The sequence below is a fragment of the Haladaptatus sp. CMAA 1909 genome, assembly GCF_043952005.1.
In the GTDB taxonomy this organism is placed as follows: Archaea; Halobacteriota; Halobacteria; order Halobacteriales; family Haladaptataceae; genus Haladaptatus.
This window is the reverse complement of the sequence record NZ_JBIOAV010000001.1, coordinates 991,497-1,011,113: the sequence shown is the minus strand read 5'-3', so window position 1 is coordinate 1,011,113 and position 19,617 is coordinate 991,497. Positions and strand designations below refer to the sequence as shown.

The following is a 19,617-nucleotide window of genomic DNA, read 5'->3' as shown; positions in this document are numbered from 1 at the left end:
GTCGTGATACGCCATTGGCTTTCCTTGCCATGCGACTGCAACAAACAATTATGTAGTAATATAATTTTCTATTTTTATTTCCGAAATAAATTGCTGCCGCGACGCTAATGGAGGTTGCGTCCACCGCCCCGGTGCCGGCTTATACCCCGGACTGGCCGTTCTCCTCGATGTACCGTATTTCGGAATGACCGTCGAGTTCCGACCACCTCGAACGCGGAATCCGAACCGTCACCACATCGAGCGACTCGAACTCCCGAACGACGTCGACTGCGGCATCCAGCGCCGCTTGCTTGCCGTCCCTGCTATCGTATCCGATATTGACTTCGACGGTGTCCCGTTCGCTACCCCCCACGTCATGATTCGACACACCACACCACTACGCGTCGCCGGTTATTAATCTGTTCTCCTTAGCTTCAAATATATTGAAATTATTCAATTTTAATTGCTTTATCGAACAAATCCAACTTGAGACACGATCTCTCGTTCCGTCGAACGATACGCCTTTTACCCGGTCCGACCCAACTAGACCCGTGCAAATTGTCGGGTACGAAACCGGTGCAGATGCGGAGGAACGACCAGCGTTGCTGGTGGACGATGGCGATTCCGTCTCGCGAGAACCGCTTCGACGCGGCGACGAACTCGAATACACGCTCGGCGACAGACACTGTGCGGGAACGTTCGACGGGTCGACACATATCGCGTGTCCCCGGCCCGACGCGCCATACTGCGACGTCCACACCCATACGTGGGTGTGCGCTCGTTGTACCGGCACGTGTCTCAAGGACGAGATGGACTGCCACGAGGACCACGCAATCTACCTCGCGGCCTTCGCGCCGCGGACGTTCAAGGTCGGCGTCACGCGCGACTGGCGACTTCACACCCGACTTCGGGAACAGGGTGCCGACCGCGCCGCACACCTCAACACCGTGAAAAACGGCCGAATCGCCCGCGAACTGGAGGCGGAAATCGCGGAGACGTTCACCGACCGCGTTCGCGTCCCGACGAAGATTCGGACCCTCGACCAATCGGTGGACGACGCGGCGTGGCAGGACGCACTGTCCCGGTTCGACCCGCTCGATACCTTCGAGTTCGATTACGGATTCGAACTGGCGTCGGCACCCGTCCACGAAACCCTCGCCAGCGGCACCGTCCTCGGGACGCAAGGCCGCGTCCTCGTCCTCGAACGCGGCGGGACGACCTACGCCACCGACATGCGCGATCTCGTCGGCTACGAACTCGAACGCGGCGCGACCGACCGAAGCCTGCAGGCCAGCCTCGGCACCTTTTAGGCCGGAGACTTCCCACTTTCGGTGTGGCAGACGTGACCCTCTCGTACGAGAACGGTACCCTCCGCGTCGAGAGCGAGCGCGACGTTCCGTTCGCCGAACCCGACCCACGCTCGAAGACCCTTCGTGCGCCCGCCTACCGCTACGCCGCCATCCGTGATTCCTGTGCTGAACGCGGGCTTTCGATGGCCGATAGCGTCCTCGACGTTCCGGACCTCCCCCCGCTTTACTCCGCATACGAACTCCGGGAGTACCAGCGGGACGCGCTCGACGCGTGGGAGACCGCTGGACGGCGCGGCGTCCTCGAACTTCCCACGGGGAGCGGGAAGACGGTCATCGGCGTGAAGGCCATCGAACGGTGTCAGGCGGCGACCCTCGTCGTCGTCCCGACCATCGACTTGCTCGAACAGTGGCGACGGGTCCTCGAAACCGAGTTCGACGTGCCCATCGGCCAACTCGGCGGCGGCGAGCAGAACGTCGAAGGGTTGACCGTCTCGACGTACGACTCCGCGTATCTCCGGGCCGACGACATCGGCGACCGGTTCGGTCTCGCGATTTTCGACGAAGTTCACCACCTCGGCGGCGAGGGCTACCGCGAAATCGCGCGACTCCTCGCCGCTCCCGCGAGGATGGGGCTGACCGCGACGTTCGAGCGACCGGACGGTGCCCACGAAACCGTGAGCGAACTCGTCGGGGAGAAGGTCTTCGACGTTCACGTGGACGAACTCGCGGGAACCCACCTCGCCCCCTACGACGTGAAGCGAATGACCGTCGAACTCACGCCCGAGGAGCGCGAACGATACGAGGAGGCTCAAGGCGTGTTCACGGATTACCTCGCCCGTTCCTCCATTCAGATGCGGAGCGGCAGCGATTATCAGGAACTCGTCAAACGTTCGGGGAGCGACCCGAAGGCCCGCGAAGCCCTGCTCGCGAAACAGCGGGCACGCGACATCATGATGAACAGCGAGGGGAAAGTGACGCTCCTCGCGGACCTCCTCGACGCCCATCGAGACGACCGGATAATCGTCTTCACCGCGCACAACGACCTCGTCTACCGCCTCTCCGAACGGTTTCTCATCCCGGCCATCACCCACCGAACGTCGGCACCCGAGCGACGGGAAATTCTGGACCGTTTCCGCCACGGCGAGTACTCCCGCGTCATCACCTCGAATGTCTTGGACGAGGGGGTAGACGTTCCCGACGCCAACGTCGCTATCGTCCTCTCCGGGAGCGGGAGCGAACGCGAGTTCACCCAGCGCCTCGGGCGAATCCTCCGGGCGAAAGGCGACGGCGGACGCGCGCTCCTCTACGAGGTCGTCACCGAGGAGACGGCGGAAGTCCGCGTCGCAAATCGACGCCGGTAGCCTTCGACCGCTCGTCGGTTCGTTTCATCGTTCGCGAGATGCTGCTTTCTCACCGGTTTATCGATACTGTTTCTCCGGCATTCATGATAGTATACTCTGTTTTCATACTATCTACTGCATCTCTGTTTTTGATAGTATAGTGGCAGTACTCAATACGCCCGTTCACCTTCACTCGAATGGGGACGCCCTACTTCCCTCTGACATGGCTCTTGGGGGCGTCCCCTCTCGACGTTTCCGTTAGGAGGCCGATGATGACCGACCTATCCACCACTTCGACCGAGGAGTACGAGCTACTGACCGCGAAACAGAAGGAGCGACGGGGAAACACGGAGACGGCGACCGTACAGGACGTTCGTGTGACCCGAACGCAGGTCAACCTCTCGCTCAGCTTCGACTGGACGGCCGACTCGACCCGACTCGTGTACGATTTGGACGACGGGCGGGACGTGCGCGAACTCGAAGCGCTGGCAGACGAACACGGCTTCGAGTTCGCACAGGTCGGCCACCTCGAAGGTCTTTCAGTCCCCGTTCGGTACACGAGTCAGGGATGGGTTCCGGCCACGTACCTCGCGCACACCGAAGGAGAAGGCTCCATCTCGGAGACGTCCCGAACGAAACTCGAACCGTTCGGTCGGGAGATTGCTCGAACACCGGGTTCCCTCGGCCGGTTCGTCGCGTGGGTCAAATCCCTCTCCACGAAACAGCTCGTCATCGGCGTCATCATCGTGAAAAAACTGCTGATAGTCGCCGTCCTCGTCGCGATGGTGCTGTAGTTATATTAGGTTGATGTCGATGGAGGATTTGCCCGCACTATCGTACTTCTCGTACGTCACCTCGAACGGGACGTGCACGTCCTTCGATTCGTTTCCGGGAACGGTTATCTCCGGGTCCATTAAGTGAACGACGCCGTCCACCGTGGTCGTCACTTTCAGCGTTGCGGACTCCTTCTCGCTCCCGTGATTTTGCACCGTGACGACGACCACGAGATTACCGTCATCGTTTTCTTTGGGTCGTATTTTGACACTTTCCAAATCCCCCGATCGTTTCTTATCGCCGTCATCGGAGTTCCCGCCGCGTCCACCGAGGATGGCGGCACAACCGCTGGTCGCCGCGAGAGAGGCAACGAGGCCGAACTGTCGGAGGGCATCTCGTCTTCGCATACTCCGTACCGATTCGAGCGGCCGGAATGAATCTTCTCATTCCGTCGGCTTTTGTACACTGCACGTGTAGTGTCAGGTGTGCTTACGAAAGACCTGCTCCGGGTGTCCCGCGCCGGAGGAGGGTACCATCCGCAGTTCGCCGGTCGCGACCAGCGACCGCTCGCGGCGCGCGTCCTCGGAACGTATCAGGGTCACGTCGGCGAACCGTTCGGACACCTTCAGTCCGCCCTCTCCGAACTCGAAACGGAGGCACCCGACTTCAAACTCGTCCGCGGGTTCGCCAAGCTCCTCGACCGAGAAGCGAGGTTCGAAACGGAGGCACCCGTCGCGCCGAACCGCGCACGAACTGCCGCCTTCGAGGCGGCCGAAGGGGTCGGCGTCGCCACCGAATCGGAACGGAAGACCGCCCTCCAGCGGGCAGCAGCCTCCATCGGTTCGACGCCGGACGATGTCGCGGAGTCGCTGTACGCCGATCTCGAAGAGCGACAACCCCTCGTCTCCTTCGACTCGCGGTGGGACCCGGACGAACTCGTCTCCCAGTACAACCTGTCGCTCGCCCAAACGGCGCTGTTCGACGCGACGGAACTCCGCGTTCGGAGTTCCGACCCGCGGGCGCTCGTCTCGGCCGTCAAGCGACTTCGACTGATGTACGAAATCCACGAGACGGACGCCGGACGTGAAGTCATCGTCACCGGCCCGGACGCGCTGTTTCGCTCGACGCGACGGTACGGGACGCGCTTTGCGAGACTGCTCCGAACCGTCGTCAATGCCGATGATTGGCGACTCGTCGCCACCATCGACGACCGCGGGACCGAACGCGAGTTGGTCCTCTCCGACGACGACCCGATTCGGCCGCCGGGAACCGAACCCATCGCGGACGTGTCGTTCGACAGCGAGGTGGAGCGGTCGTTCGCGACCCGGTTCGAGGCTCTCGATTTGGACTGGGACCTCGTGCGCGAACCCGAACCATTGGCGGCGCGCGCGCGAGTGATGATACCCGACTTCGCCTTCGACTATCGGCACGCCGACTTTCGGGTGTTCTTCGAAATCATGGGCTTCTGGACGCCCGAGTACGTCGAAAAGAAGCTCTCCCAACTTGACGCCGTCTCCGACGTACAACTGCTCGTCGCCGTCGACGAAAGCCTCGGCGTCGGCGAGGAGATAACCGCCCGCGACCACCGCGCGATTCCGTACTCCGGGTCGATTCGACTCAAGGACGTTCGGGATGCCCTTCGACGGTACGAGGAGGAACTCGTCGCGGAAAGCGTTGCAGCGCTGCCCGACGAACTCGTCCCGGACGCGGACGCGATTTCGCTCGCTGACCTCGCCGCCGCACACGGCGTGAGCGAGGACGCGCTGGAAGGTGCGTCCTTCCCCGAGCATCGGCGGGTCGGAAGGACGTTGGTTCGACCAGGTGTCCTCGATGCCATCGACGACGAAATCGAGGACGGAATGGCCTACTCGGCGGCGAAGTCAGCCCTCGAAGAACGCAATATCGAGGACGACAGCGCCCTCCTCTCGGAACTGGGTTACGCCGTCGAGTGGGAGGGGTTGAGCGGCGGCGTGATTCGGACACGGGACGGAGAATAGAGAGCTCGGCCGTTTCAGAGATCCCGCTGTCGTCCCTGCGGGACGAGCGATTGGAGTTCGCCGTGGAGGAACAGTCCGACGCCGAGGGGTTCGACCCCTCCCGCGATTTCGTGTGCGGCGATGAGGTAGCCCCAATCACCCTCCCACTCGATTTCTTGATCCTCTCCGCGGGCGAACCGCCGGGCCTGTTCGTCGTCGAGTTCGATGACGTTCTTCGTCGCGTGTCGACCGAACCGCTGGGCCGCGTTCGTCGTCGGTTTCCAGTGTCGCTGTCGCGTGCGGAGGAACGTCATCCCGAGCGCCTCGATGTGGACGGGCGACTCCAAATCGCCGTCCAGTATCCAGATTTTACCCTTCCCCTTCTCCCAGAAGGACGCTCCTTCGAACGTCTCCGGTGGGATGCCGAACCGGTCTTCCCACCAGTCGAGCACTTTCCGTCTGCTCGCACGACCCGACACCTCGCGGTCGTCTTCGGTGTCCGGCAGGCGGTCGAACCGCTGGCCGTCGTTCGTCGCCAGTTCGTCCCCGTCGCCATCATCGTTCATCGACCCACCTCCAGTTTCGCACAGAAGAACCCGCCCGTGTCGTTGTGGTGCGGATAGAATCGCTTCGCTTTTCGAACGCTCCCGTCGAACTCGTCGCCCTTCCACTCGGTGAGTCCCGGTTCCGACTGAAGGCTGATGTCGTACTCGGTTAGACGGCAGTCCTCACAGGAGAGAACGTAATCGAGGACCGCCTCGTTCTCCTCCGGCGCGAACGTGCAGGTTGAGTACACCACGGTTCCGCCGTCCCGCGTGGCCTGCACGGCGCGGCGCAGGATCCCCTTCTGGACGCCGGCGACGCCCTCGATGTGGTCCAAGCCCCAATCGTCCAACGCTGTCGGGTTCTTCCGAATCGTCCCCTCGCAGGAGCACGGCACATCCACGAGCGCCGCGTCGAACGCCGAGAGGCCGAACGGTTTGAGCGAGAAGTTCCGGGCGTCCTGATTCGTCACCGCGGCGCAGGTGACGCCGAGTCGTTCCGTGTTGAATCGAAGCGCCGACAGGCGACCGAGGTTGCTGTCGTTCGCCGCGACGAGTCCCTTGTCGTCCATCAGCGCCGCGAGTTGGGTCGTCTTGCTCCCCGGCGCGGCACAGGCGTCCAACACGCGTTCGCCGGGTTCCGGGTCGAGGACGAACGCCGGAATCGAGGAGACCTCCTCCTGTCCGTGCGTCCAGCCGTGAAACGAGGGCCACGTGTTGCCGGGTTTCCCCTCGATTTCCAGCACGTTCTCGTTCCACTCGCGCGGCGTCCACTCGACGGACTCCTCGTCGAACGCCCGCGTCACCTGCTCTCGGGTCGCTTTGATGCGGTTCACCCTGACGACCGAGGGAAGCGGGCGCTCGCACGCCGCGAGAAACGTCTCGAAATCGTCGAGGATGGGTTCGTAACGCTCCAGTGCGTCCATTGCTCGGCTATGCGGGCGAGAGGTGTTTGTGGGTTTCGGAGCGCCGCTGCGAGTCGCCCTCGTTTTTAAGACGCATCCATCCGAAAACGATGGTATGACCGACATCGCCGTGGTCGCGGACGACATCGAACTCGACTCACCGACGCTGGTCGAAGGACTTCCCGGACTCGGATTGGTCGGCAAAATCGCCACCGACCACCTCATCGAGCGGTTCGACATGACCTACTACGCGGCGGTGGACTGCGAGGGCATCCCACAAATCGCGGTGTACGAGGACGGCGACCGCGATTTGCTCCCACCGGTTCGGTTGTACGCCGACGAGGAGCGCGACCTGCTGGCGCTGCGGAGCGACGTTCCCATCTCGGCGGACGCCGCTCCCCAGTTCGCGAACTGCGTCACCGCGTGGGTCGAATCGACCGACGCGACGCCGCTCTACCTCAGCGGCCTTCCCCACCAGAAACAGGCCGGGACGGTCCCCGAACTCTACGGCACCGCCACGGGCGACTTGGGACAGCTGCTCGACGAGTACGACATCGGCTCGCCCACGGAAACCGGAGCGGTCAGCGGCCCGACCGGCGCGCTCCTCCACCGCGCCAGCAGGAGCGGCGTCGGCGCAATCGGCCTCATCGTCCAGTCCGATCCGCAGTTTCCCGACCCCGCCGCGGCCAAGGTGCTCCTCGAAGACGGCATCGACCCCATCGCGGGTATCGACGTGAACACCGACGAACTGGTCGAGAGCGCCGAGGAAATCCGCGAGCAGAAAGAGCAGTTCGCCCAGCGAATGCAGGAAACCGAGGAGGCGGAGAGTTCGCAGGCTCAACCGCTTCGGATGTTCCAATGAACCTTTTACGACGGTCAGAACTCAGCGGTCGCGTGCCGTAGCGCGCGACCGCTGACAGCTTCCCTGTAAAAGGTTCATCAAAAGCACCGGAAGACGTTCCAGCTCACTTCGTTCGCGGGCTGCGACTTCCGAGCCTTCGTTCGCTTTACTCACGAAGACACTCCTCCCTCACTTCGACTCACGGCTCACTACCGTTCGCCGTTCGCTTATCGAGACGCAAAGCGTCTCGCTCCGCTCGGTCGTCGGCCGGAAAATCGAAGATTTTCCGGAAGGATTGCTAGCGACTGGCGGTTGTGACGGTTGCTGATTTCCGGCGGTCGTGTAAATTCGGTTTGGGTGGATGTGTCGCTGGCAGATAGAATTGAAGAGTTATATTCCGCCAAAGAAGATACTCAAGATATACGATTCGAATGAGTAACGTAATCCTGCGATTGTACGGTCACGCGGCCCTGTTTGCGGGCGTCGTCGGGGTCGGATTCGCGTTGATGGTGTTGACAATCAATCCGACCAAATTTGCGACGTGGGGCGCTGGATTGGTCTGTCTCCTGTTGGTTGTTCTCGGCGTCCGGACGATACAAGCGGCGTAGACGCCGCTGGCGATTTTTCACTTCTTTCGTTTTCGGTATCGTCGTTGACGTCGGTTAATTCCGGGCAAAAATTCGTCGATAGTGGACCGGCGGAGTCGTTCAGATACCGCCGTAATCCTTCGGAATCGCGGTTCCGGCGGTGACGTTCTCGCCGTCGGCACCGGGAATCGACGCGTGGCCGCTCCCGGTTTCGATTTCGAAGTGGAGGTGCGGGCCGGTCGAGTTTCCGTCCTCACCCATGCCGCCGATATAGTCGCCCTGACTCACCGTCTGACCGTCCGAGACGGCGGTGCTGTTGAGGTGGCCGTACTCGGACTGGTAGCCGCCGCCGTGGTTGATGTAGATGTACGTTCCGTAGCCGCCGGGGTCCTCGGCGGTGTAGGCAGTTCCGCCGTGGGCCGCGTAAATCGGTTCACCGATGTTACCGTTGGCTCCGATGTCCACGCCGTAGTGGTAGCCGCCGTCGCGCGGACCGTACGGCGACGTGATGTATCCCGTAATCGGCCACACGAAGTCCGAACCGCCGCCGCCACCGGACGTGGATTGGAGGTACCGTTCGACCGACCAACCCCAGACGTTCCGGTTGAGCCAGTGGACGCCCCACCACGTGTAGCCGCCTTTGTCCGTCGGCCCGTTCATGATCTCCCCGACTTCGCCGTCGTTCACCGTGGCGACGATGGGTTGGTCGGTTCCTGGTTGTTCGCGCGTGTTCAGCGCCGTGGTCGCCGCGACCCGTTCGCCGTCGGTGAACGCGCTCGCCGACCCGCTCAGCGCCGCCGTTCCGGTGAGAACCGTCGCGGTGGTGCCGAGGGATTTCAGAACTGACCGCCGCCCGAATTTTCGTGACATAGCAACACTAGTAATTCACCGCACAAAATTAAATTTTACTAATTTCTATAAGAATATTATAGTGCTCTATGGAGTTCGTGCATTCGAGCTTTGGAACCGCTGTCACCGCTTCCGTCGCTCGGTTGGCCCGGTTCGAAATGCAACCACGACGCTTTTGGGTGCCAACCGTCTTTCCTCAACCATGAGCGACACGGATAACGTTGATTTGGACCAGTTCTTCCGCGACGTGGACAAGGTGTACTCGGAGTACGACAACGGCTACATGGATGCCGACGCGGCGCTCTCGGTCATCGACGACCACCTCGAAGCGCTCCGGGCACAGGTCGAGTAACCGAAGCGAAGAATTATCCTCCCCCGTTGCGTGCTTTCGGGCGTATGACCGGCTTTTCGGACAGGGTCGAACACGTATCGATAAGCGGCATTCGGAAAGTGTTCGAAGCCGCAGGTGAGGACGCTATCAATCTCGGACTCGGGCAACCGGACTTCCCGACACCGGACCATGCTCGGGAGGCGGCGCTCGAAGCCATCGAATCGGGTGCGACGGACGCCTATACGTCGAACAAGGGGATTTCGCAACTCCGTGAGGCCATCAGTGCGAAGCACGACCGGGACAACGACCTCGTGGTCCCGCCGGAGAACGTCATCGCCACGGCGGGCGGGAGCGAGGCCCTCCACATCGCCCTCGAAGCGCACGTCAGCGCGGGCGAGGAGGTCATCTTTCCCGACCCCGGGTTCGTCGCCTACGACGCCCTGACGCACCTCGCGGGCGGGACGCCGAAACCCGTTCCCGTGCGGGAAGATTTGACCATCGACCCCGCAATCATCGAGGAGAACATCACCGAGGACACGGCCGCCTTCGTCATCAACAGCCCCGGCAACCCGACAGGCGCGGTGTCGAGCGAGGAGGACGTGCGCGAGTTCGCGCGCATCGCGGACGAACACGACGTCCTCTGCATCTCCGACGAGGTGTACGAACACATCGTCTTCGACGGCGAACACTACTCGCCGATGCAGTTCGCCGAGACGGACAACGTGGTCATCGTCAACGCCTGCTCGAAGACGTATTCGATGACCGGGTGGCGACTCGGCTGGGTCGCCGGTAGCGAGCGCAGAATCGAGCGCATGCTCCGCGTTCACCAGTACGTACAGGCCTGTGCGAGCGCGCCAGCGCAGTTCGCCGCGTTGGGTGCCCTCTCCGGCTCACAGGACCCGGTGGACGAGATGGTCGAATCGTTCGAAGAGCGCCGCGACGTGCTCCTCGACGGCCTCGCGGACATCGGACTCGAAACCCCGACGCCACAGGGTGCGTTCTACGCCATGCCCAAGGTTCCCGAAGGGTTCGTGGACGAGGTAATCGAACGCGGCGTCGTCGTCGTCCCCGGCGAGGCATTCGGCGAGCACGGCGCGGGCTACGCTCGCATCTCCTACGCGACGAACGTGGAGGAACTCGAAGCGGCGCTCGAAATCATGGGCGAGGCGGCCGACGCGGTTCGCTGAATTTTTCCGATTTTTCGCGGCCTGAGACTTTATCATGGGCGACGTTGTGGGTCGATTCGATGCCCATCTCACGCCGCGGTTCCGGCGTGGTCCCCGCAGCACGCGCAGTCACATCGCAGGTACATCCGGTGTTCATGCTCCCTCCCGTCGCCGCATCGTGGTTCGGGAGCATGTTAGCTGGACACTTCTCGCTGCTGACCGGCGGACTCCACATGGTCGCCATTTTCGCCGCCGTCTACACGGCCCACGTCAAGGACGGGTACGTCGATTTCTATCTCCGGGGCGAGGACGACGACCATCCGCTCACCGAACGCGGATGTAAACTCCTGCTCGTCGCCGCCGCCGTACTCTTCGCGGCCTGTCTCGCGGGACTGTGGCTCACCGTCGGTATCGGTGCGGTCCTCATCACGCTCCCGACGTGGTTCATCGGCTACCTGCACGCGCCGCAACTCGATACGAATCCCGTCAGCACGACCACCGGCTATCCGCTCGGTATCGCGCTTTCCATCCTCGGCGGCTACTACGTCCAGACGAGAACCCTCTCGCTCGTCGCCCTCGCGTTCGCGTTCGTCTTCCTCGTTCTCCTCTCGGGCGTGAAAGTCATCGACGACGCACAGGACTACGACTACGACCGCTCCATCTCGAAGCGGACCGTCGCCGTCGCGCTCGGCCAAAACCGGGCTCGGACAACTGCCTACGGACTCATTCTGACCGCGCTCCTCTGCGTGCTCGGATTTTCGATGACGCAGGTGTTTCCGCCGAGTTCCGCCGTCGCCGTTGTGGCCTTCGGCGTCGTCGCCGCCATCGCGTACCGAAGCGGACCGGAACTCGCCACCATGTTGCTCATTCGCGGGTCCTACGTCTTCCTCGCACTGTTGCTGACGGCGGTGTGGTTCCGGCCGTTATCGTGAAGGTGGCGACAAATTTGTCAGATAAAAATATACTTGTCCGTGGTCTGTGTGGCGAATTTCATGGAGAAAACCGTCATCGAACCCGGATTCGGCGACCTCGACTCTGAAATCGTGGATCATGCCGTCTTCTCGTGGGGTGTCGTCACCGAACATTCGAACCACCGTCGGGTCTGCCTGTCCGGCGGCGGGTGGCCCGAGGGTGACGTACAGGAGCAAACGCGGGAAATTCTCGGATACGTCGAGGAAACGCTCGTAGACCTCGGTGGGTCGATGGACGATATCGTGATGACTCGATTTTACGTCCGGTCGGATATCTTCTCGCGAGAGACCCGGGCTCGAATCCACGAAGTGCGAGCCGACTTTTTCGACTATCCGGAATACCCTGCAAGTACGATGCTTGGCGTCGCGGACCTCCTCGGCGATGATATGCTCGTAGAAATCGAAGCCGAAGCCGAGATTCCGGACGACGAGTGGAGCGCCGAAGTCGTTGATTGATAGGACAGGTGATTGAAATAACGCTTACGCCCCCGCCCCTCGTTTTGTAATTGTATCCGTGATAGACCAACCTGTAACTGAAGAAAAAGCCTATGCGTACATCACCCGCAAGGCCGCCCAGACCCCCCAGTTGCTCGTCTTCGAGCACGCCAACGAGGACGCTGGCGTGCAGGTTCCGAAAGGTACTATCGAGGACGGTGAAATCCCTCGCGAGGCAGTCGTCCGCGAAGTGCGGGAGGAAAGCGGCTTGACGGAGTTCGATTCCATCCGTCCGCTCTCGACGGACGTGTGGAACCATCACGAGAAGCCGAAGGCGTATCGTCGTCACTTCTTTCACCTCAGCGTCGACGAAACGCGGGACGAGTGGCGACACAGGGTCACGGGAAACGGCGAGGACAACGGCGTCATCTACAGCTACTTTTGGGTCCGACCCGGGTCGTGTTCGCTCGCGCGGGACATGGACGACTACATCGAGCGGATTTCCGACTGATTCGACCGAATCGTAGACCGACCCGACGAATCCTGAGGTAATCACGAGTCGAGCGACCGGCACCGATCAACCCACCGTGTTTCGAAGGTAGCGCCCGTGACGACGCGCCCCGCGAGGTCGGAGATGTCCGTGATACCTTCGTCTCGACACCACGAGACGCATCGTTCGTATTTCGACACCGGAATGTCGTCCGTATCGCGGACGACGCGGAGTTCTTCCGCGCCGGAGAGGTGGGCGACGAAGGCGCGCGTGTGTCCGTCCGTGAGCGTCCATCTGCCGTCGAATTTCCGCACCGGAAGCGGGTCGTAGTTCGGCGCGTCGAAGTCGAACCACCTCGTCACAAGCGAGAGTTTCGACCCGTTGAGATACAACTGACTGGGCTGAGCGGCGGTCTGCGGGAGGGTGAAGGGTTCCGTCACGGATATACGTCAACGCTTATCCACGAAAATACCGTGGATGAAACCATGCCCGAACTGACTCACGACGAAGCCGTCGTCAACGGGGTCCGTCTCCACTACATCCAAAGCGGGGATGGCCCGCTCGTCCTCCTCCTTCACGGTTTCCCGGAGTTCTGGTACTCGTGGCGCGAACAGATTCCCGCGCTCGCTGCGGCGGGGTATCACGTTGTCGCACCCGACATGCGCGGCTACAACGCCTCCGAGAAACCACACGGCGTCGACGCCTACCGAACCGACGAGTTGGTCGCCGACGTGACCGGCCTCATCGACCACTTCGGCGAGGAGAGCGCCCACGTCGTCGGCCACGACTGGGGCGGTGCCGTCGCGTGGCAGGTCGGAATCGAGCGCCCGGAACGCGTCGATAAACTCGCGGTCCTGAACGCACCCCACCCGGAACGATTCCGGGAGGAACTACGAACGCCGTCGCAACTCAAACGCTCGTGGTACATGTTCTTCTTCCAACTGCCATGGCTTCCCGAACTGTTCCTCTCCGCCCGCGGGTACGAGTCCATCGAGAACATCTTCAGGGACAGCGCGAAGAATCCGGAGGCGTTCGACGAAGAGGACGTCCGCCGCTACGTCGAGGCGGCCGCACAGCCCGGCGCGTTGACCGGTTCCATCAACTACTACCGGGCGCTGTTCCGGGAGAATGTCCCGGCGGCGTTTCGGTCCCTCCTCGGTAAGGAGAGAGAATCCCTCGACGTGACCGTCCCGACCATGTTAATCTGGGGAACGGAGGATTTCGCGCTCGGCAACGAACTGACCGAGGGGATGGACCGGTGGGTTTCCGACCTTCGAATCGAACGGCTATCCGACGCCAGCCACTGGGTACAAAACGACAGGCCGGAACGGGTGAACGGACTGTTGACCGAGTTCCTCGCCGAGTAAGCACGTAGCTTTTTACCGTCATCGGACCGATACACCGCTGATGCTGCTCGTACTGGAGAACGAAGTGAACCCGGATTATCGGTATTTCGTCCGCTCGATGGAGTCGTTTCTCCCGGACCACGAGGTGTACGATTACGTCGCGGCGGACGAACCGCCGTCCCTCTCGGGCGTCGACGGCGTCATCGTCGCCGGAAGCACGGCGGGCGTGTACGAGCGGGACGAAAACCCGTGGATGGACGAGGAGGCGGCGCTCGTTCGCGAACTCGTCAAGCGGGAGGTTCCGACGCTGGGCGTCTGTTTCGGGCACCAGTTGGTCAACGACGCGCTCGGCGGTTCGGTCGAACACCGCGGCTTGACGAACGAACTCGTCCGCGCCGACTTGGCGGACGACCCGCTCTTCGACGGCGTCTCACCGGTCGTTCCGGCGGTCCACGGCGACCATGTGGTCGAACTCGGCGACGGGATGGAACCCATCGGTTCGACCGAGTACAACGAGTATTTCGCCACTCGCCACCGAAACGTGCCGCTGTGGACGACGCAGTTTCATCCCGAATTCACGGACGAACTGTATCCGAAAATTGCGGCGGACTTCGGATGGGAAGAGAACGAACTGTCGTTCGATGAGGTGAACGGGGAACGGGTTTTCGAGAACTTCGTCGAACTCGTGGACGGGTCGTGACGAACGGTATTCTCACCCTCGCCGCTTTCTGGCCGCCGCGCGCGCCGCCGGTTCGTGGTCCTTGTGCCAAACCGGGACGTCGTTGATGTCCCAGTACCGAACGTCCTCGCCCTCGTGGGACACCCGGAGTTCGCCACCCGTGACGGAACAGAGGTAGGAGTGACGAACCAGACAGTGCGGGCCGTATTCCCCGGGTATTCTCGTGTAGATCCCGGCCAACTCGTCCACTTCGACCGTGAGCCCCGTCTCCTCTCGGGTTTCCCGCACGGCGGTTTCCGCCGGGGATTCGTTGGGGTCAGTGTATCCGCACGGAAAGCACCACGTTCCGTCGTCGATTCGTTTCTGAAGCAGGATACGTCCGTCGGAGTCGAAAACCACGGCCTCGGCACACACCTTCGGCGTGACGTAGCCGACTTCCTCCGCGAAGCGTTCCCGAACGTCTTTTTCCGGCAGGTCGTACGACCGGCCGTACCACTCGCTCACGAGGGTCAGGATTCGCTCGTAGCGCTCCTCGTCGTACGGGTCGTCGACGTATTCGAGGCCGACCTGTGCCATGATTCGGAGTTCGTCGAGGAAGGCAGTGAAGTCGTCTTCAGCGGCGTTAGACATCGGCCCCTCCGGCGCGAGCGCGATTTCGTTCCATAACTATTGTATGAAAGAAACCGAACCGATATCAATCAATGGGTGGCGAGCGTGGTCGAAACCGGAACGCGGACGCGAGAAAAACCGCGCGCTACCGACGGCTCACTTCGCGGTGCTGACGATTTTTATCACGTCGCCCTCTTCGAGTTCGTAATCGTCGCTGATGTCGCGCTTCGTTTTGGCGTTCACGGCGTGGAGATAGCCGTCGCCGATGTCGCTGTGGACCGCGTAGGCGAGGTCGCGCGGCGTGGAACCGCGCTGGAGGAGGAATGCGTCCGGGAGGACGTTTCCCTGCCCGTCCGTCCACTTCGATTCGTTCTGGACTGGATACGTGGTGATGCGGTCCAGAAGGTCGTAGACGGCGGCGTCGAGGCTTCCCTGCACGCCCGTGCCGCCCCACTCCCCCATCACGTCCCGTATTCGCTCCAGTCCGGCCTGCTGTTGGTCGCTCAGATCGCCGATTACCTCGAAGTCGTCGTCGCCGGGGTCGTAATCCACGACCTCCGCCTCGACGCCCTGTCGGAGCGCGAGTTCCCCCTCCGCGGTCGCGGGAATGACCATCTTCCCCGTCCCGCGGAGTCGCTCGATGTTCTCCTCGGGCGCGACGTCGGCCTTGTTCGCCACGAGGATGATGGGCTTCGTCCGGGCCCGGATGTCGCGGGCCAACTCCTCGCGGTTCTCGTCCGTCCATTTCTGCGGATCGCTGGGGTACTCCAAGCCGCGGAGACTCGTCGTCACGTCGTGTTCCGTCGCGCCGAACCCCGTCAGCATGTCCGCCAATGCTTCATCGATGTCGAACCCCGGCGAGCGTGACTGGCGCACCACGCTCTCCCAGTTCCGGTCGATGATGCCGGTCAGCCATTGGTCCATCTCCTCCTCGATGAAATCCACCTCCTCCACCGGGTCGTAGCTCCCGACTTCGACGGGTTCGCCCTCCTCGTTCGTCCCCCCGGAGGCGTCCACGACGTTGAGGATGGCGTCGGCGTTGGTCAGCGCGTCGAGGAACTGATTGCCCAACCCTCTCCCTTCGTGTGCCCCCGGCACGAGCCCGGCCACGTCCAGCAGTTCGATGGGGACGTAGCGCTTCCCATCGTGGCAGTCGTCGCTCCCGCAGCGCTCGTCGCGTTCGAGGCAGGGGCAGTCGGTTCGGACGTAGCTCACGCCGCGATTGGCGTCGATGGTCGTGAACGGGTAGTTCGCCACGTCAACGTCGGCCATCGTGGCGGCCTTGTAGAAGGTGGACTTCCCGGCGTTCGGTTTGCCCGCCAGCGCGATAGAAATCATGTCTGTCGGTAACAGGGAAACCGGCAACTGCCTTTCGGTTTTTCGGAGAAAATGTGAACCGCAGATCCGAGAGGTACGAGTACGAGCGAAGTCTGCTAAACGGCCCCGGCGCGTGCGGCAGCAACCCGAGGACGCTTCGTCCGAGGGGTTGGTTGGCTATCACGCGAGGGATGAGCGGAACGAAGTGAAGCGAATCGGCTGGGGAGGGTGTGGACGGTGCGGTCGTGCGCCGCCAGTAATCGCCCGTGGAAGCGCCTCAGAGATTCCAGTTCGACGAGACGAACGCACGAACATCGGTACCTCTTCGACGGAAATCCGATTGTCCGTTCCATCCGGCCGCAACTGGCTATATCGACCGCGGCGTAGGGCGCGTGCCATGCCAGCAGTGAAAGTCATCAAAGTGCTCGGGATCTCGGAGGAATCGTGGGAAGAGGCGGCCAAAGAGGCGTTCGAGAAGGCGAGCGAGACGGTCGAGGACATCTCGGGGATCGAAGTCGAAAGCTGGACGGCGAACGTCGAGGACGGTGAAATCAAGGAGTACCACGCGACGGTGGAGATGGCGTTCCCGGTTCACGGGATGGAATAGAAGGAGGAGAGGAAAGCGGCTACTCGTCGGCGAACGCGCCCGCGACCAGCATCGGAACGACCAACGTCGCTTCGGCCTCGACCTGCACGTAGTTTTTCGTCTCCTGCTTGATTTTCCCCCACGAGACGGCCTCGTGCGGCGGGGCACCGGACAAGGAGCCGTCGCCCTCCATTCCGGTCGAGACGTAGACGGCGTAGTCCGCGCCGCCGCGGAAGAGGTTGGTCATGATGGCGTGGTGCTTGGGGACGCCGCCGCCGAGGACGATGAGACCCGTCTTGTCCGCCAGCAGACCCTGCTCGATGAGGGTGTCGTAGTCGTCCACGATTTCGATGCCGATGTCCGAGTCGTAGCCCTGTCGATAGTAGTAGAGGAAGTTGCCGACCTCCGCGTCGGTCAGGGCGGGACAGAAGACGGGGATGTCGTTGTCCGCGGCGTTGGAGAGGATGGAATCCTCGTCGTCCAGTGTCTCGCCGAGTTCGCGCGAAAACTCCGTCGGCGTGCGAATTTTCTCCTCGGCGAAGAAGTCCTCGAAGAAGTCGTTCAGGTAGGACTCCAACCAGACGTAGCGGTCGGAGGGAACGAAGATGTTGCCGAGGCGGTTGATGCCCCGCTCGCGCATCTCGGCCTCGTCCACGTCCCACTCGCCCATCTTGAACGGCTTTTCGGTCTTGATGACGTCCTCGGTTATCGACCCGGAGGTGGTTATCATCACGTCGACGAGGTCCTCGCGGGCGAGGTAGGCCAGCGTCTCCCGAAGCCCCGAAGAAACGATGTTCGAGGTGAAAGTGAGGTTGATTTCGGCACCCTCCTCGCGCATCGCCCGAATCAGTTCGACCGCCTCGTAGAGGTGGGTCGCCTGGAACCCGGTCGTCTCGTACGACGACAGCATGTCGAAGAAGTCGAAGTCGCCCCTGAAGTCGTAGCCGGAAACGTCCTCGGAATCGAGTTCGTCCTCGCTCCCGGGAACGACGTGATCGTGGCTTTCGTCACTCATGTCCGGTTCTCATCACCGAGCGAAAATGAGTCTTCAGATTTGGCGGCGGCGTGTTGGCGAGGAATCAGAACGGTACCCGGTACGGTGACTTTCCGGCGCGCGAAAAACGCGCGAGGGACGAGGATGCGGTGAGAGCCACGCAGTGGCTCTCATGCTCGCGGATAAACCGCGAGCAAGCGACCGAGGAGGTTGGGAAGGGTGAGGTGCGGTGCGGTTTCATTGCCTCTCGGTCGTTGTTTACGCTGTAGTTACTCATGAATTCAGAAAAACGAGAACGGCTCTGCCGAAATACTATTGAGTAGACGCCATTGGTAGTGAAACATCGGAGAGGTAGTGTACGAGCGTACCGATACTCGACCAGACACCTCATCGTCGGAACTCATACTTACAAGTCAACGTAATCGATCATATGGATGGACTCGGGAGGAAAATCGTGCGTGCAGACGAATTCCTCTGGCATCTCAGCAATGTCGGTGTCGGTATCGCCGTGTTCGTTGCTACGCTCTTGTACGCCTCGCCAGGGAACTACTCCCTCGATTTAGTCGTGTTTAGTATCGACCCGTTTTATCCGCTCGTTCCGCTCTCGATCGCGTACACCGCTTGGACGGGAATCGATTTCTGGAGGTGGTGTTTCGGTACCGACGATCGATAACGCTGTTAGACGTACGCTCTGCTCCGAACGGTACGAAAACTCCCGTTCGAACAGTAACTCGGTGTGAGTTTCAACGGGGCCAAAAAATCGGAATCAATCCCCGGCGATCAAACTCGGCTACAACTTCACGGCCATCATCACTTCGTCCACGTACTCGCCGTCGATCTTGTAGTGGTTCTCCCGTACGGCCTCGGTTTCCCACCCGTGTGCTTCGAGGAAGTCGATGGCGTTCTCGTTGGTCGACGGCGCGCTCTGGTACACCTTCTCGTAGCCGTTCGCGCCAGCCCACTCCAACCCGCGTTCGAGGAGGTGGCTGCCGATGCCGTGGCCCTGATACTCGTCCAGCACGCCGACGGTCAACTCGGCGGTGTGGCTGAGTTTGTCGAGTTCGGGCGCGTTGAGGTGGACCCACCCGACCACTTCGTCGCCGACGGTCGCGACGAAGAACATCCGGGATTCGAGGTCGTTGTGGCGGAGCAGGGCGTCCTGATGGTCGATTTCGTCGGCGACGGTTTCCGCGACGATGTACGACCCCTCCTGGGCGACTTGCCGAATCGCGCCGATGATGCCCGAGAGGTCCTCCTGTCGCGCGGGGCGGATGATGAACTCCACGTCGTCGACGTCGAACTCCTCTTCTGCGCCCGTTTCGAGGGCGACGGAGAGCGTTTCCTCGTCCTCCGAAAGGTAGCCATCCCGGCGGAGGATGGCGATGTGATGGCGGAACCCGCTGGGGTCAATGCGGAGCGAGTCCTGCACATCGTTCACGTTCGCTGTTCCATGGCGCTCGACGTACTCGTAGATTCGGCGGCGGTCGTCGTGGCCGAACTCCAACTTCTCGGAGAACTCCATGCACTCTGTTACCATCCATCTATACTTATTATTACCGATGGATCTGACGCCCCGCTGGGAGTTTCCGA

General features: G+C 61.8%; 25 protein-coding genes. 15 read left to right on the top strand and 10 right to left on the bottom strand.

Translation table 11 applies throughout. The features are described 5' to 3' along the window. Positions 1–139: 139 nt before the first annotated feature. A complete protein-coding gene (locus tag ACGYLY_RS05680) occupies positions 140–367 on the bottom strand; it encodes a hypothetical protein (protein ID WP_395282574.1) in 228 nt (75 codons plus the stop codon). 163 nt (positions 368–530) lie between these two features. Between ACGYLY_RS05680 and ACGYLY_RS05675 the strand changes: the two genes are divergently transcribed. From ACGYLY_RS05675 to ACGYLY_RS05665, 3 genes are all read left to right on the top strand, one after another. Next, positions 531–1,289, top strand: a complete 759-nt coding sequence (locus ACGYLY_RS05675) for a DUF2797 domain-containing protein (RefSeq protein WP_395282575.1) — start codon at positions 531–533, stop codon at positions 1,287–1,289. 23 nt (positions 1,290–1,312) lie between these two features. After that, positions 1,313–2,650 carry a DEAD/DEAH box helicase family protein gene (locus ACGYLY_RS05670; protein ID WP_395282576.1) on the top strand — a complete coding sequence of 446 codons (1,338 nt, stop codon included), beginning with the start codon at positions 1,313–1,315 and terminating at the stop codon, positions 2,648–2,650. 251 nt (positions 2,651–2,901) lie between these two features. After that, positions 2,902–3,423, top strand: a complete 522-nt coding sequence (locus ACGYLY_RS05665; RefSeq protein ID WP_395282577.1) for a hypothetical protein — start codon at positions 2,902–2,904, stop codon at positions 3,421–3,423. On the opposite strand, the gene ACGYLY_RS05660 is transcribed toward ACGYLY_RS05665, so the two are convergent. Then, positions 3,424–3,810 carry a hypothetical protein gene (locus ACGYLY_RS05660; protein ID WP_395282578.1) on the bottom strand — a complete coding sequence of 129 codons (387 nt, stop codon included), beginning with the start codon at positions 3,808–3,810 and terminating at the stop codon, positions 3,424–3,426. Positions 3,811–3,888: 78 nt separating this feature from the next. Between ACGYLY_RS05660 and ACGYLY_RS05655 the strand changes: the two genes are divergently transcribed. Beyond that, a complete protein-coding gene (locus ACGYLY_RS05655) occupies positions 3,889–5,400 on the top strand; it encodes a DUF790 family protein (RefSeq protein WP_395282579.1) in 1,512 nt (503 codons plus the stop codon). A gap of 14 nt (positions 5,401–5,414) precedes the next feature. Here ACGYLY_RS05655 and ACGYLY_RS05650 read toward each other — a convergent pair whose 3' ends face one another. Together ACGYLY_RS05650 and ACGYLY_RS05645 are read right to left on the bottom strand one after the other, a co-directional pair. After that, entirely contained in the window at positions 5,415–5,945 is a 531-nt protein-coding gene (locus ACGYLY_RS05650; RefSeq protein WP_395282580.1) for a hypothetical protein, read from the bottom strand. After that, on the bottom strand, positions 5,942–6,847 hold the full coding sequence (locus ACGYLY_RS05645) for an RsmB/NOP family class I SAM-dependent RNA methyltransferase (protein WP_395282581.1): 906 nt from the start codon (positions 6,845–6,847) through the stop codon (positions 5,942–5,944). The genes ACGYLY_RS05650 and ACGYLY_RS05645 overlap by 4 nt, the downstream gene beginning before the upstream one ends. 94 nt (positions 6,848–6,941) lie before the next feature. Between ACGYLY_RS05645 and ACGYLY_RS05640 the strand changes: the two genes are divergently transcribed. Then, the gene (locus tag ACGYLY_RS05640) at positions 6,942–7,688 is read left to right on the top strand and encodes a proteasome assembly chaperone family protein (protein ID WP_395282582.1); all 747 of its coding nucleotides are present in this window, start codon (positions 6,942–6,944) and stop codon (positions 7,686–7,688) included. A gap of 410 nt (positions 7,689–8,098) precedes the next feature. Continuing rightward, positions 8,099–8,275 carry a hypothetical protein gene (locus tag ACGYLY_RS05635; protein ID WP_231183229.1) on the top strand — a complete coding sequence of 59 codons (177 nt, stop codon included), beginning with the start codon at positions 8,099–8,101 and terminating at the stop codon, positions 8,273–8,275. Positions 8,276–8,374: 99 nt separating this feature from the next. On the opposite strand, the gene ACGYLY_RS05630 is transcribed toward ACGYLY_RS05635, so the two are convergent. Beyond that, complete coding sequence (locus ACGYLY_RS05630) at positions 8,375–9,124, bottom strand: peptidoglycan DD-metalloendopeptidase family protein (RefSeq protein ID WP_395282583.1); 750 nt, start codon at positions 9,122–9,124, stop codon at positions 8,375–8,377. Between the two features lie 181 nt (positions 9,125–9,305). Here ACGYLY_RS05630 and ACGYLY_RS05625 point away from each other — a divergent pair, with 181 nt between their 5' ends. Genes ACGYLY_RS05625 through ACGYLY_RS05605 form a run of 5 tightly spaced genes read left to right on the top strand, consistent with a single transcriptional unit; the run spans position 9,306 to position 12,517 of the window. Further along, positions 9,306–9,455: a hypothetical protein gene (locus ACGYLY_RS05625; RefSeq protein WP_395282584.1), complete on the top strand. Its 150-nt coding sequence runs from the start codon at positions 9,306–9,308 to the stop codon at positions 9,453–9,455. A 44-nt stretch (positions 9,456–9,499) separates the two neighbouring features. Beyond that, positions 9,500–10,621 carry a pyridoxal phosphate-dependent aminotransferase gene (locus ACGYLY_RS05620; RefSeq protein ID WP_395282585.1) on the top strand — a complete coding sequence of 374 codons (1,122 nt, stop codon included), beginning with the start codon at positions 9,500–9,502 and terminating at the stop codon, positions 10,619–10,621. 59 nt (positions 10,622–10,680) lie between these two features. Further along, positions 10,681–11,532 carry a UbiA family prenyltransferase gene (locus ACGYLY_RS05615; RefSeq protein ID WP_395282586.1) on the top strand — a complete coding sequence of 284 codons (852 nt, stop codon included), beginning with the start codon at positions 10,681–10,683 and terminating at the stop codon, positions 11,530–11,532. A 60-nt stretch (positions 11,533–11,592) separates the two neighbouring features. Further along, a complete protein-coding gene (locus tag ACGYLY_RS05610) occupies positions 11,593–12,027 on the top strand; it encodes a RidA family protein (RefSeq protein ID WP_395282587.1) in 435 nt (144 codons plus the stop codon). 58 nt (positions 12,028–12,085) lie between these two features. Continuing rightward, a complete protein-coding gene (locus ACGYLY_RS05605) occupies positions 12,086–12,517 on the top strand; it encodes an NUDIX domain-containing protein (RefSeq protein WP_395282588.1) in 432 nt (143 codons plus the stop codon). 41 nt (positions 12,518–12,558) lie between these two features. On the opposite strand, the gene ACGYLY_RS05600 is transcribed toward ACGYLY_RS05605, so the two are convergent. After that, positions 12,559–12,936, bottom strand: coding sequence for a histone acetyltransferase (locus ACGYLY_RS05600; protein WP_395282589.1), 378 nt, complete (start codon positions 12,934–12,936; stop codon positions 12,559–12,561). Between the two features lie 45 nt (positions 12,937–12,981). On the opposite strand from ACGYLY_RS05600, the gene ACGYLY_RS05595 reads away from it, so the two are divergent. Beyond that, a complete protein-coding gene (locus tag ACGYLY_RS05595) occupies positions 12,982–13,863 on the top strand; it encodes an alpha/beta fold hydrolase (protein WP_395282590.1) in 882 nt (293 codons plus the stop codon). 40 nt (positions 13,864–13,903) lie between these two features. Next, complete coding sequence (locus ACGYLY_RS05590; protein WP_395282591.1) at positions 13,904–14,542, top strand: type 1 glutamine amidotransferase; 639 nt, start codon at positions 13,904–13,906, stop codon at positions 14,540–14,542. A 12-nt stretch (positions 14,543–14,554) separates the two neighbouring features. Here the strand turns inward: ACGYLY_RS05590 and ACGYLY_RS05585 are convergent, their stop codons facing one another. Further along, positions 14,555–15,151, bottom strand: coding sequence for an NUDIX hydrolase N-terminal domain-containing protein (locus ACGYLY_RS05585; RefSeq protein ID WP_395282592.1), 597 nt, complete (start codon positions 15,149–15,151; stop codon positions 14,555–14,557). A 135-nt stretch (positions 15,152–15,286) separates the two neighbouring features. After that, positions 15,287–16,468 (bottom strand): redox-regulated ATPase YchF, encoded by a 1,182-nt coding sequence (locus tag ACGYLY_RS05580; RefSeq protein WP_395282593.1) that lies wholly within the window; start codon positions 16,466–16,468, stop codon positions 15,287–15,289. A gap of 376 nt (positions 16,469–16,844) precedes the next feature. Here ACGYLY_RS05580 and ACGYLY_RS05575 point away from each other — a divergent pair, with 376 nt between their 5' ends. Beyond that, positions 16,845–17,054: a dodecin family protein gene (locus ACGYLY_RS05575; protein ID WP_255665894.1), complete on the top strand. Its 210-nt coding sequence runs from the start codon at positions 16,845–16,847 to the stop codon at positions 17,052–17,054. 19 nt (positions 17,055–17,073) lie between these two features. Here the strand turns inward: ACGYLY_RS05575 and ACGYLY_RS05570 are convergent, their stop codons facing one another. Then, the gene (locus tag ACGYLY_RS05570; protein ID WP_395282595.1) at positions 17,074–18,048 is read right to left on the bottom strand and encodes a deoxyhypusine synthase; all 975 of its coding nucleotides are present in this window, start codon (positions 18,046–18,048) and stop codon (positions 17,074–17,076) included. Between the two features lie 433 nt (positions 18,049–18,481). Here ACGYLY_RS05570 and ACGYLY_RS05565 point away from each other — a divergent pair, with 433 nt between their 5' ends. Further along, positions 18,482–18,700 carry a hypothetical protein gene (locus tag ACGYLY_RS05565; RefSeq protein WP_395282596.1) on the top strand — a complete coding sequence of 73 codons (219 nt, stop codon included), beginning with the start codon at positions 18,482–18,484 and terminating at the stop codon, positions 18,698–18,700. A 117-nt stretch (positions 18,701–18,817) separates the two neighbouring features. On the opposite strand, the gene ACGYLY_RS05560 is transcribed toward ACGYLY_RS05565, so the two are convergent. Further along, positions 18,818–19,549, bottom strand: coding sequence for a GNAT family N-acetyltransferase (locus ACGYLY_RS05560; RefSeq protein WP_395282597.1), 732 nt, complete (start codon positions 19,547–19,549; stop codon positions 18,818–18,820). Positions 19,550–19,617 lie beyond the last annotated feature (68 nt).